At 51.9% G+C, this 12,317-nt stretch carries 13 protein-coding genes; 7 read left to right on the top strand and 6 right to left on the bottom strand.

Annotated elements, in window-relative coordinates; all coding sequences use genetic code 11:
- Positions 1–183 precede the first annotated feature (183 nt).
- From Q0W37_RS06355 to Q0W37_RS06330, 6 genes are all read left to right on the top strand, one after another.
- Positions 184–1,473, top strand: a complete 1,290-nt coding sequence (locus tag Q0W37_RS06355; RefSeq protein WP_297699855.1) for an FKBP-type peptidyl-prolyl cis-trans isomerase — start codon at positions 184–186, stop codon at positions 1,471–1,473.
- 2 nt (positions 1,474–1,475) lie between these two features.
- Positions 1,476–1,934, top strand: a complete 459-nt coding sequence (locus Q0W37_RS06350) for an Rrf2 family transcriptional regulator (protein ID WP_297699854.1) — start codon at positions 1,476–1,478, stop codon at positions 1,932–1,934.
- 174 nt (positions 1,935–2,108) lie between these two features.
- Positions 2,109–3,176: a glucokinase gene (locus tag Q0W37_RS06345; RefSeq protein WP_297699852.1), complete on the top strand. Its 1,068-nt coding sequence runs from the start codon at positions 2,109–2,111 to the stop codon at positions 3,174–3,176.
- A 63-nt stretch (positions 3,177–3,239) separates the two neighbouring features.
- Positions 3,240–3,833, top strand: a complete 594-nt coding sequence (locus Q0W37_RS06340) for a hypothetical protein (protein ID WP_297699850.1) — start codon at positions 3,240–3,242, stop codon at positions 3,831–3,833.
- A 78-nt stretch (positions 3,834–3,911) separates the two neighbouring features.
- Positions 3,912–4,472, top strand: a complete 561-nt coding sequence (locus tag Q0W37_RS06335) for a PolC-type DNA polymerase III (protein ID WP_297699848.1) — start codon at positions 3,912–3,914, stop codon at positions 4,470–4,472.
- 300 nt (positions 4,473–4,772) lie between these two features.
- On the top strand, positions 4,773–4,979 hold the full coding sequence (locus Q0W37_RS06330) for a hypothetical protein (protein WP_297699846.1): 207 nt from the start codon (positions 4,773–4,775) through the stop codon (positions 4,977–4,979).
- A gap of 19 nt (positions 4,980–4,998) precedes the next feature.
- Here the strand turns inward: Q0W37_RS06330 and Q0W37_RS06325 are convergent, their stop codons facing one another.
- The 4 genes from Q0W37_RS06325 to Q0W37_RS06310 all read right to left on the bottom strand — a co-directional run bounded on the left by Q0W37_RS06325 (position 4,999) and on the right by Q0W37_RS06310 (position 10,474).
- Positions 4,999–6,192 carry a glycoside hydrolase family 3 N-terminal domain-containing protein gene (locus tag Q0W37_RS06325; RefSeq protein WP_297699844.1) on the bottom strand — a complete coding sequence of 398 codons (1,194 nt, stop codon included), beginning with the start codon at positions 6,190–6,192 and terminating at the stop codon, positions 4,999–5,001.
- 196 nt (positions 6,193–6,388) lie between these two features.
- Entirely contained in the window at positions 6,389–6,679 is a 291-nt protein-coding gene (locus tag Q0W37_RS06320) for a GIY-YIG nuclease family protein (RefSeq protein WP_297699842.1), read from the bottom strand.
- Positions 6,680–6,788: 109 nt separating this feature from the next.
- Positions 6,789–9,338 carry a DNA topoisomerase III gene (locus Q0W37_RS06315; RefSeq protein ID WP_297699840.1) on the bottom strand — a complete coding sequence of 850 codons (2,550 nt, stop codon included), beginning with the start codon at positions 9,336–9,338 and terminating at the stop codon, positions 6,789–6,791.
- 2 nt (positions 9,339–9,340) lie between these two features.
- Positions 9,341–10,474, bottom strand: coding sequence for a glycosyltransferase (locus tag Q0W37_RS06310; protein WP_297700043.1), 1,134 nt, complete (start codon positions 10,472–10,474; stop codon positions 9,341–9,343).
- Positions 10,475–10,616: 142 nt separating this feature from the next.
- Here Q0W37_RS06310 and sstT point away from each other — a divergent pair, with 142 nt between their 5' ends.
- Entirely contained in the window at positions 10,617–11,903 is a 1,287-nt protein-coding gene (sstT, locus tag Q0W37_RS06305) for a serine/threonine transporter SstT (RefSeq protein WP_297699838.1), read from the top strand.
- A gap of 18 nt (positions 11,904–11,921) precedes the next feature.
- Here the strand turns inward: sstT and Q0W37_RS06300 are convergent, their stop codons facing one another.
- Both Q0W37_RS06300 and Q0W37_RS15400 read right to left on the bottom strand, forming a co-directional pair.
- Positions 11,922–12,113: a VUT family protein gene (locus tag Q0W37_RS06300; protein ID WP_297699836.1), complete on the bottom strand. Its 192-nt coding sequence runs from the start codon at positions 12,111–12,113 to the stop codon at positions 11,922–11,924.
- Complete coding sequence (locus Q0W37_RS15400) at positions 12,107–12,250, bottom strand: VUT family protein (protein WP_367186249.1); 144 nt, start codon at positions 12,248–12,250, stop codon at positions 12,107–12,109. Before Q0W37_RS15400 ends, Q0W37_RS06300 begins: the two co-directional genes overlap by 7 nt.
- Between the last annotated feature and the right edge of the window lie 67 nt (positions 12,251–12,317).

Below are 12,317 nucleotides of genomic sequence, written 5' to 3'. Positions count from 1 at the left end.
TTTCTAAATTGTGGTGCAGGAGATTTTATGTCGAAATTGAAGATTTTTCTTGTATTGCTGATGTGTAGTGCCTGTTTTGCTATCCCTTTCAAGGTGGAAACAGTCAGGGAGGGTACTGGAGACACCATTCGGGCAGGTCAGCTTATCCGGGTTCATTACAAAAGTTACGTTTTTTTGGACAGTGTGAAAATTTTGGCGGAAAAGGCTCGCCTTGCCGATTCGCTCCGCCTTGTCGATTCCCTTCGCCTTGCAAACGACTTTAACTCCGACCAGGTTGCGGGTGTGACAAAAGTTGACACGACTGCCCTCCTGGACAAGTCTGCGAAGAATAAGAAGAACAAATCCAAGTCGAAGAAGGATTCCAAGGCTCCGGTCGATACCGTAGCGCAGGTGCCCGCGGTTGCCGATTCTGCTCTGGATTCTACAGCCCTTCCTAAGACCTTTGTGGATTCGATTGCCCCTGTCCCCTCGGATAGCCGTTTCAGGCTGTTCTCGGAATCGTACACGGGGGGCGAACCGCTCGAGTTTACGCTCGGTGTGGGACTCGTGATCCAGGGTTGGGAAAAGGGACTTGTCGGCATGAAACCGGGCGAAGTCCGCAAACTGTATGTGCCTTACCAGATGGGTTATGGCGAAAATTCCCTGGAAGGCGTTCCCGAGTATTCGGACTTGTTCTTTATCGTGGAACTGGTAAGTGCCGATCCGCCGATGGAACCCGATGTGTTCCCGAAAAATGTCGAGGCTCTCAAGTGGCGCGAAGCGGCCAAGGGGCTTAAAATCTACGACGAAAAGGTCGGTGGCGGAAAGCCCGCCATGGTGGGTTCCGTGCTCAAGACGCATTATACGGGCTGGCTTCTTTCGGGCCGCAAGTTCGGTTCTTCTAAGGATATTGGCAAGCCGCTCTCCGTGGTGATGGGCGCCGGCAAGATGATCAAGGGCTGGGAAGTGGGCCTCGAAGGAATGCGCGAAGGCGGCGTCCGCTGGTTCCGCGTGTCGCCTGCCATGGGTTATGGCGCAACGGCCTACTCGATGATTCCGTCGAATTCGACTCTGGTTTTCCGCGTGGAACTGGTAAGCTCCGAAGTGGACGAAGCCGTTGTCGCGAATATGGATTTCTTCCCCGATACGACGACCCTGACGCTTGAAAACGGCTCCGAGGGACTTCGCTATGCGATTATCAAGCAGGGCGAAGGCGAACCTGCGCAGAAGGGTAACGTGGCGAAGGTGCATTACACGGGCTGGCTCACGAACGGCTACAAGTTCGACAGTTCCCGTGATCGTGGACAGGCGTTTGCCTTTACGCTGGGTGCCGGTCGCGTGATTCGCGGCTGGGAACTTGGCGTGCAGGGAATGCTCCCCGGTGAAAAGAGAATCTTGGTGGTGCCCCCAGGACTCGGTTACGGTGCCCGCGGTGCAGGCCCCATCCCCGGTGGCTCGACTTTGATCTTTGCGGTGGAATATCTAGGAGAATAGGGGTGAGGATTTCGACTAAAGGACGCTACGCGCTCCGCGTGATGATTGACCTTGCTAAGAACGGCAGGGACGATTATGTGAAATTGCAGGAACTTGCCGAACGGGAGCAGATTTCCGAAAAGTATCTCGAAGGCATTTTGGGCGCCCTTGTTCGCGGTAAGCTCTTGACGGGTGTCCGTGGCAAGGCAGGGGGCTACCGGCTGAATTGCGATCCCTCTGAATGTAGCGTGTGGCAGGTCCTTTCGATGGTAGAAACCTCGATGGCACCGGTGGCCTGTCTCGATGATGCCGAAAATTCTTGCGAACGTGCAGATTTTTGTGTGACGCTTCCTGTGTGGAAAGAACTGAATTCCTTAATCCGGGGATACCTGGATGGCGTAAAACTGGAACAGTTCCTGAAAAACGAGCCGAAATGCGGTCGCGAAAAACGTAGCGACAAGCCCTTGAAATGCGATCTGTGATTAAACTTTAGGCGTTAGGTCTCAGGGATCAGGCGTCAGTTTTTTCAACGTATATTATTATGGGAGTTTTATAAGGCGACGAAGTCGCTATAATAATCCTGTAACCTGTTACCTACAACCTGTAACCTTAATCGCTTTACTATATTCTTCCTTGTATAAACATGGAGTTTTTTTATGGAAATTAAATGGCTTAATCCCGATGCAAAGTTTGACCGCCTCGTTTTGGCTGGCGATATTGGTGGCACGAATACGAACCTTGGCCTGGTGGGCTACAAGGACGGCAAGTTTACCTTGATTCTGGAAACGGACTGCCCGTCCAAGGATATCGATGGTCTTGAAGCCCCGATTCGTGAAACGCTTAAGATTGCAGCCGAAAGCCGCGCTGACCTTAAGCCGTCCCACATTTGCATCAGTGCTGCAGGCCCCGTATGCAACAACAAGTGTGTCATGACGAACCTTCCGTGGTGCGTCGATGGCGAAGCCCTGGCTGCTGCAACCGGCATCCCGACTCTCGTCATCAACGACTTCATGGCCATTAGCTACGGCATCCCGACTCTCGATGTCGATGACCCCGCCCAGATTCACAAGCTGGTGCACACCGACGGTAGCACTCCCGCTCCCCAGAAGACGACCAAGGCCGTCATCGGTCCGGGTACCGGCATGGGTGTGGGTTTCCTCGCATTTGACGGCGAAAAGTACATTCCGGCCTGCTCCGAAGGCGGACATTCTACGTTTGCCCCGTTCGACAAGGATTCGCAGGAATTCCACGACTACATGGAAAAGAAGATCGGTACGGTTCCGGGTGTCGAACCGCTCGTGTCCGGCATGGGGCTCCGCAACATGTACGAATGGTGGAAGGAAACCCGTGGCGTTCCCGATAACGATGCCTTCAAGAAGATTGAAGAAACCGAACCGAACGATCGCCCGAAGTACATCAGCCGCGCAAGCGACACCGATCCGGTTGCCGCCGAAATGATGCGCCTTTTCGTGAAGATGCTTGCCCGCTTTGCAAGCGACGCCGCAACGCTGTTCCTGCCTCTCGGCGGTTTCTACCTGGCCGGTGGTACGGTGCAGAAAGACCTTCGCTGGCTTGAACGCGACAACCTGTTCATGAAGTATTTCGAAAAGAACTACAACCCGAACATTCGTCCGCTGCTGAACAAGATTCCGGTGTATGTCATCAAGGATTACAGCATCAGCCTGTACGGTGCCGCTAACGCAAGCCTCAACTTGCAGAAATAAAAAAAGGATAAGGGGCCGCACGGTTTTGTAACCGTGCGGTAATTCATTAAGAAGAGGTATCTTATGAAATGGGATCGGGTGTGTAAATGGGCAAGATCGCTTTCCCTGGTGGCATTCTGTGCCGCCGCGTGTGCGTCTGCCGCAGACATTATCGCGACGACTTCGAACGGTTCTACCGTTCTACTGCACGATAACGGTCGCTGGGAATATTATCAGAATAACGCGAAGATTCGCGATGTGCGTCCGAGTGCGATTCCCGAAGACGCCAAGTTCCAAATCACGATCAACTACGAGAGCGTCGATAAGCTCAAGAAGGATGTTCGCATGATGATGGAAGGCGAACTTGCGACCGAAGAGGAAATTCGTGACAGCTTGCGCAAGGTTCCCAAGGGCGGTATCGTGTATTTCCAGGTGCCTACCGAACAGATCAAGAAGGGCTTTGTTCGCGAACTGACATATTCGATTTACGACAAGGGAAAGTCTCCGATTTTTTCGCAGACGGCGCGCGATAGCGAAGCCACTCCGAGCGAAGACCGTGGCATTTCGAATCTGATGGTGGTGCCTCTTTACGCAAAGCCCAAGTCCAAGGTACTCAAGGCGAAGGTCGTCAGCGAATCTGCCCGCCAGACATTGGAATTTGATATCCCGGTAAGATAGGTTTCTAGTTTCAGGTGTGTGGGATGATGATTGACGTCTTTGCGCGTTTAGCAAAGAAATCTGTTTTGGTTTTGTACAATGAAATTTGCTGTAGTGGATCTTGAAACGACGGGCGGCACTGCCGAAGTGGGGCGCATTACCGAGATAGGTATTGTGCTCCTGGATGATTGTGAGGTCGTTAAGACGTATTCGGCGTTGGTGGACCCCGGCATGCCGATACAGCCCTTTGTGCAGAACCTCACGGGAATTACCGACGAAATGGTGCGCGGAAAGCCCCAGTTTGCCTCCATCGCCGAAGAAGTGGCGGAACTTTTGCAGGACCGTATTTTCGTTGCGCATAATGTGCAGTACGATATCAAGTTTATGCGGACAGAACTTCGACGCGCATGCATCAAGATCGACCCGCCGAGACTTTGCACGGTAAAGATTTCGCGTCGCTTTTTCCCGGGACTTCCAAGCTACAGCCTGCATAAATTAACGGAGTCGCTGGAACTGCCGGAGTTCAATCACCACCGTGCCCTGGACGATGCGATGGCGGCGGCGGAAATCCTGAAACTCGCCTACAATAAGGTGGGGCCCGATCGCCTGCTCAAGGAAGTAAAAAACATCACAAATCCGAAGAAAGCGAAAGTGGTGTAACGAAAAATAATAGACATCTTGTAAATTTCCATTTGTATTTAAACGCGAAAGTCTGTGCTTTTGCGTTTTTTTTGCAGGGCTGACTTTTGTGGTGTTAAAAGATTAAATGCCGTTATGGCGGGGAGCTGTCGAATGACAAAAAATCATAAGGAAAACCTGTTTTACCGATACGACGACGATTACCGATGTCGTGAAACCCTTTGATTATGTGGTCCTTAATATCAACTTTACATTTTGTTTCATTCGGAGTCCAAGCCGATAACGATTAATCCGATGCAAGTCTTTGGCGCGGAATCCATTATGGAAGAAAAAAGTCGTATTTATTCGTGGTATAGTGTATGGGTGACTCCGATGGCGGATTCCATCACGGCAATGATTGATGAAATCGCTGCAAAACTTTTATACAAAGATGAAGTTGAAAATGGCAACTTTAAGTCTGGTGAATCTGAAATTGTCGATATCGAGAAAGCCCGCGAATCGGGAATCCTGCCGAATGACGTCCAGTAACGTCCTGTATCATTAGACGCTACTTGATAATTCCCGCCCGGTATTTCATCTTTAAGATGCGGGCGGAGGATTCTTCGATACGTTGCTTGTAGTATTTACTTTGTTTGGATAGTGCGTCCAGGTAGTTGATCATTTCTACCGCTTTTGACGAGTAGGTAATCATGAACATGTCGTTGCCGGCCATCAAGGCGGTGCGCACGAGTTTTCTGAAATCCTTGGCGGGGTAGTTCTTGCTACGCACGCGTTCGTTGCCGCTAATCCAGGCGCGGAGGCTTACTCCCCACAGGTCGTCGGTCAATATGACGGTCTCGGGAGACATGTCGCGGGCCATTTTGACAATTTTCGGCTCGAATACGGCGGGACGGCTTGAAATGCGCACAAAGCTTACGCTGCTCATCATGGTCACGGGAATGTCGTTTGCGAGTGTCTTGAAGAAGCTCACGTTCTTTGCAATCTTTGCCCTGGGGGTTGCGCTCACGGCAATTTGGTGGTCGCTGTTGGTCCAGGAATCGTAACCCGGAAAATGCTTGGATACGCAGACGACTCCGTTTTCGCTCATGCCCTTGACGAATGCTCTTACTTTGAATGCGTTTGTGGTGTCGTTGCCCCAGGAGCGGCGGCTTTCTTCCATGAACGAATTCTTGCCGCGGCTGTCTTTAGAAGGGTCAAGAACGGGAGCCAGGTTCATGTTTATTTTGAGTTCTTTCAGTGCGCTTCCGATTTTGTTGGCGAGCGAGTGGATGTCTGTCGAATCCATGCGTCGCATTTCCAGTGCGCTGGGAACGCCTCGCCATGTATCGGAGTAAGAGGCCAGTCGGTTGACGATTCCGCCTTCTTGGTCCGTGGCGACGACGAGCGGGATTCTTAGGCCGGAGTCGATTTCGGCCATCGTGTTCAGGTAGCGTTTTGCGGAGCGAAGGTGCTGGCCTGTGATAAGCACTCCGCCGATTTCGTTTTCGATAATGAACTGCGACGAGGTGAGGTACACCATGACCATCTGCGCGGCCTTCTGCTTGATTGTCATGGAATCCCACAGCGGCAAGAGCTCGCGGGGGAGTCCGTAAGGCGTTTCTGCCGAATCGTTTTGCGGCAAGGCTTCGGCGGTGTACGGCATGGCTGCTGCCGAACTGTTCTCGGGCTCACTTGCTGCTGCGTTTACGGCCGCATTGGTGTCACCGACTTGTTCCGCTACGGATTCTGTCAGCGAATTCAACGGTACAAAATGAATCTCGTCCTGAGACTCTTCCGCAAAAGCGCTTATGGCCAATGCAAAAAGAAATGTGATTATTTTTCTATACGTCATTGCACAAAGTGCATGACTGGTTCGCCTCGGCAATGTCAAAGCAAGCTTTGCCGCTGCTCTCGGCTCCCACGTCATTGCGAGCCTGAAAGGCGAAGCAATCCATGAACTACAAATTAAAACCATCAAATAAATCTTTCCATTCAGGATTCATGCTTTTTATAAGTTCAATTTTTTTAGCTCTAGAACCGCCCTTAATTTTCTTTTCTCTTTCTATTGCATTAATTATAGAAGTGTGTTCTTCAAAGTATCCTAGTTTTGTAACATTGTATTTCTTAGTGAAACCTTTGAGAAGAGATTTATGCTCTTGCATTCTTTTAACAAGATTAGAGGTAACTCCTGTATATAGAGTACCATTAGGTTTATTAAAAAGAATATAAGTGTAAGATCTCTCTTGCATGTTCTTTTTTGGATTGCTTTCCTTCGACAAACTCAGGACAGGCTTGTTACACTCCTCGCAATGACGTAGTCTTTTATGTCATTGTGAGCGCAGCGAAGCAATCTATTCCTTATGCATCTTTTTTCTTGCCAAAGCGGCGGGGCTTGAACTCGCGCGGCGGAAATTCGAACTTGATTTTTCCTTTTTCGAGCTTCAGGTAGGCGTCGAAATTCCGGTGCGTCTTGTTGCTGCGGAAACCCTTGATGAGCGCCGTCTTTTCGCCGGCGAGCAGCGTCTTGATGATGTCGGGCGAAAGTTCCTTGCCCAGGAGAATCTTCGGAAGCGTGATTCCGCTGGGTTCTTTTTTCAGGTAGGATTCGCTTACGTAACCGGTCATGGTTTCGTAGACGTCCGAACCGTCAACGGGGGACTTTCCGACGACTTCGCCAACTTCCACTTCTTCGGGCTTTTCGTCGAATACGAACTCGATCTTGTTTTCGTCGTTGATGATGACGACTGCCGAGAATTCGGAACCGCGCTTGCTGCGGAATCCGGTGAGCGGGCCAATCTTGCGGTTGGTCAAGAGCTCGGTGATTTCTTCAGGCGTAAGACGCTTGCCGCCGATCATCTTGCGAATCACGATGCCGTCTTCGGTGGTGTAGCGGCTCACGGTCTCAAAGACCTTCTTGCCGTTCACGGGGCTAAACGGGGCTTCGCCGGTGGTGCTTTCTTCCTTGAAACCCTTGATGTTTTTGACCATGGTGCGCGTCATGTCGACGATGCCTTCCATGAACTTTTCGCGGGTTTCCTTGCCCTTCTCGATTTGCTCCATCTTGTATTCCCAGTTGCCGGTGAGTTCCGGGCTGGTGAGCGCCTCGATGTCCATTGCCTTCAAGACCTTGATAAGGTCGAATGCCTTCGCGGTCGGGATCATGTCCTTGCCGTCGCGAACCACGTACTTGTCGCTGACGAGCTTTTCGATAATGGCGGCGCGCGTTGCCGGCGTTCCAAGGCCGCGTTCCTTCATGGCGTCGCGGAGTTCTTCGTCTTCCACCAACTTACCGGCGCTTTCCATCATGGAAAGGAGCGTGCTTTCGGTGTAGTGTGCAGGCGGCTTGGTAAAGTCTTCTTTTTCTTCGAGGGCGACCGTCTTGGCGGACTTGCCCTTGAGTGCCGGAATGCTCGATTCGTCATCGCTGTCCTTGCCGTACACGGCCTTGAAACCCGGATCGATGAGCACCTTGCCTTCGGTGAGGAAGGTTTCGCCCTCGACGGTTGTTACGCGGGTGGTGTTTTCGTACTTGGCTGGCGGGAAGAATACGGCGATGAATCGCTGGCAAATCATCGTGAAAATCTTCTGTTCGGCTTCGGTGAGTCCCGAGGGCATCACGCCGGTGGGGATAATGGCGAAGTGGTCCGAAATCTTGGAGTTATCGAACACCTTGGGCGTCTTCACGACCCAGTTGTTCTTGAGTGCGGTTTCTGCAAACTTGGTGAGCGGGCCTTCGATTTTGCCGAGGGTTGCCTTCACCGGGGCCACGTAGTCTTCGGGCAGGCAACGGCTGTCGGTACGCGGGTAGGTGGTCGCCTTGTGGCGTTCGTACAGAGCCTGCGCAATCGAAAGGGTCGTCTTCGCGCTAAAGCCAAAGCGATTGTTCGCTTCGCGCTGGAGCGTCGTCAAGTCGTACAGCGGACCGCACTTCTGGAGCGAGGGGGCGGAAGTCTCTTCGACGGTTCCTGCCTTGCCCTTGCATTTCGCGAGAATCTCTTTGACGCGGGCTTCGTCAAAAATCTGCTTGACCTTGTCCTTGCCGTCTTCCTTGCTGGTGGTGAACCACTTGCCCTGGTAGTGGCTGCCGTCGTTGTCGAATTCGGCTTCCACGGTCCAGAACTTTTGCGGCACGAACTGCAGGCGTTCTTCTTCGCGGTTCACGATAATGGCAAGCGTCGGCGTCTGCACACGTCCGCACGGAGTCACTTGGAATCCGCCCATACTGCTATTGTAGGCGGTAAGGCCGCGGCTTCCGTTCATGCCGATCAGCCAGTCGGCTTCGCTACGGCAAAGGGCTGCGGCCTTCAGGTTTTCCATTTCGGCGCCGTCGCGCATGTTTTCGAACGCATCCTTGATGGCGGCCGGGGTCATGCTCTGCATCCACAGGCGCTTGATGGTCTTGCCCGTGAACTTGCCCTTGAGCACGTACTGTAATATATAGAAGAAAATCAGTTCACCTTCGCGGCCCGCATCGCATGCGTTCACGATGGTCGTCACGTCCTTACGCTTGATGAGTTTGCTTAAGGCGGAAAGCTGTCCGCGGGTGGCAGGCGTTGCGACCAGCGGGAATTCCTTCGGAAGCATGGGGAGCGTGCTCATTTCCCATTTCTTGTACTTTTCGTCGATTTCTTTCGGGTCGGCGATTTCGACCAGGTGGCCGATGGCATGGCTCACGATGGTGGTATCGCTTTCGTAATGCGTCTTTTCGTTCTTGAAGTTCTTTTGGCCGAGCACGCGAACCAGGTCGAGGGCGACACTCGGTTTTTCGGCGATAATCAGGGTCTTGCCTTCACCTGCGGCGACCGTCTTTTTTGTTGCGGCTGTTTTGGTCACAGTCTTTGCCGTTTTAGCGGCGGTCTTGGTTGCGGTCGTTTTAGTCGTAGTTGCTTTTTTTGTCGTAGTTGCCATCTTTATTTCCATTTAAATCGTCCGAACAGGCCAAAAAGCACGGCCAGCACGGTAAAGGGGGCGTGAATAAATTCGACGGGAATGCACCATTTTAACAGGTGCTGTTGCCTGAATATCCGAAGCCCGCGGAGTATTAAGATCGAATCGCCAATGCACTTGGCGACAAATGCGCTAAGGGTTGCGATAAAGACTGCAAAGCTGAACGGTGAAAGCACCGCCGCGACACACAGCATCGTAAGGAAAAGGAACACCATGCTGAGTACGAACACGATTTTCGGTGTATAGTATATAGTCTTCGAAGCCCAGCGCTTGCGCTGTTCCCAGAGTTCCTTCAGCGTTTCCTTGCCGTTTGTCGTCACGAAGGTGGATTCCGCGATGCAGTAGCGCATGGCCCATGGGCGGTCTGCGGCGAGTTTTTGCATCAGCAGGTCGTCGTCGCCGCTCTGGATTTTAATCACGTTGTCGAATCCATGCACGCTCTTGAAGAAACTCTTGCGGTAGGCGAGGTTGTTGCCGGTGCTGGTGAGCGGGAGCCTCATGGCAAGCCCTGCGGTTCCTGCCACGCGGTAAATCAGGGTTTCTACCGCCTGCATGCATATCAGTAGACTCGATTTTCCGGGAACGGTCGGAATGTAGGAGTGTCCGGCAACCAGTTCGATTCCAGGTTCAAATTCGGCTATAATTCCCGAAACCCAGGTAGGCTTTACGAGGCAGTCGGCGTCCGTAAGGCATAGGATTTCGCCTTCGCAGGCCTCTATAAGTTGCGATAGAGCGTGTTTTTTGGGGCTTACGCCTTCGGGAATTTCCTTGATGGTTAGAACATGCAGTCTAGGGTTCTTGGCGGCGTATTCGGCGAGAATCGTCGGGGTGTCGTCATCGCTTCTGTCGTCGGCGACCCACACGTCCCAGTCTCCACGGTAGTCCTGTGCAAGAACCGAGTCCAGTGTTTCGCGAATTCCGGCGGATTCGTTTCGCGCCGAAATCAGGATACTCACCTTGGGTGGCGGTTCCACGTCGGACGTGCCAGTGCGTACGCTGCCTAGAGCCCGGAAAAAACGGACTTCGAGGACTATATAGAATAGTCCAAACACTGCCAAAAGGCCGATGACCAGGTATGTGAGCACCGTAAAAAACATTTCGCGCAAAAATTTAGTTCATCGGGGCGGATTTGCGAAAGCAACTTTTGGAAAATGGAGGTGTTTTCTTGCTCGCCTTGCGTTTTTTTTGCAAAAACGGCAAATTTATATTTATATTACATCTGTAAAAAAGAAGGTTGTAATGAAAATACACGGATGGGTAAAAACATATAATAGTTCGAATTTGGTGCTACGTATAGTGATTGCCATTTTTTGGGGAGCCATCTTCGGCTTACTGCTGCCCTCACAAAAGTGGATCGGGGAACTGGGTGTCATTTTCGTGAGCGCGCTCAAGGCGGTCGCCCCGATACTGGTCTTTATATTGATCGTTTGTTCCCTTTCGCTAGGAAAATCGCATTTAGACCGTCGTTTTGCGAAAGTGATTTTGTTGTATCTGGTCAGTACGACACTTGCGTCTGTAGTCGCCGTGCTGGCAGGGACGTTTTGTCCGCAGAAATTGTACCTGGTAAATGCCGTAGAGACGGGGGCTCCGCCAACGGATATTTTAGATGTCCTCCATAACCTGCTCGTCCGTGCGGTGTCGAATCCGCTGGCGGCCATTGTCGATGCCAACTATATCGGTATTTTGGTATGGGGGATGTGTCTTGGTTTTGCGCTGAAGAAGATGTCGAGCGATACGACTTTTGCGGTCCTTCGCGACTTGGCGAATGCCGTTTCCCTGGTGGTGCGCTGGATTATCAACCTTGCGCCCTTCGGCATTATGGGAATTATGTTTACGTCGGTTTCTACGAACGGTATCGAAATTTTCAAGACGTATGGTTCGCTGATTCTTTTGCTGGTGGGAACGATGCTCTTTATGGCTTTTGTCGTGACACCTCTCATTGTGGGGGTTGTACTTCGTCGAGATCCTTTCCCCCTGATTCTGCGTTGCTACAAGAGTTCTGGCGTGACGGCATTCTTTATGCGCAGTTCGGCGGCGAATATCCCCGTGAACATGGCGCTTTGCAAAAAGTTGGAACTTGACCGCAAGCTTTATTCGGTGTCCATTCCGCTAGGGGCGACGATTAATATGAGCGGGGCCGCCATTACCATTGCGATCATGACGCTTGCCGCGGCGCATACCCTTGGAATACAGGTCAGCTTTACGAGTGCCCTGGTCGTGTGCCTGTTTGCAACGCTTTCCGCCTGTGGGGCGGGTGGCGTGACGGGGGGCTCTCTGCTCTTGATCCCTCTTGCTTGTGCCCCTTTAGGAATTTCTTCGGACATTGCCATGCAGGTGGTGGCTGTGGGCCTTATGATCAGCGTGGTGCAGGACAGCCTCGAAACAGCCCTAAATTCTTCGACGGATGTCATCTTTACGGCGACTGCAGAATATAGCTCCTGGAAAAAGCAGGGCAAGGAACTGCCGAAGGAAATTTTTAGGGAACATACCCAGGATTCCTTCGCTCCTAAAGTCGACCAAGAATGACTTTAAGAATGTCGTTCGTTAGTTCTTCAGCAGGTCCGGATGCTTTTCGGCGATTCTTCGGGCAAGGTAAACGAACGGTGTGTCCATTAGCGATGTCACGATAAAGATGGCGTAACCGAGAATAAGGATTTCACCGAGAGTTTTCCACGGGAATGTTCCTGCGAAGGCGAGCAGGTTGAAGGCAATCACGTTAATCAGCTGGCTTACCAATGTGGAAAGCCTATCTTAACGCAGCGGCTCGCTTCCCTTTTGCCGTAGAGTTCGCTCATCATATCGGTCGCGAGGAATGTCGAGGCGAAAAGGACGTTGCCGAGGGTCGTGTCGAACCCGAATGCATGCACTGGCATGGGGTTTGTGTTCGCGGTGTTGGCGCTTATTTACGTCTGTCTATGGCGACGAAAAGTCTGCTTTTGG

Origin of the sequence: uncultured Fibrobacter sp. (genome assembly GCF_947166265.1) — a bacterium.
In the GTDB taxonomy this organism is placed as follows: Bacteria; Fibrobacterota; Fibrobacteria; order Fibrobacterales; family Fibrobacteraceae; genus Fibrobacter.
This window is presented reverse-complemented; position numbering and strand designations above follow the sequence as displayed.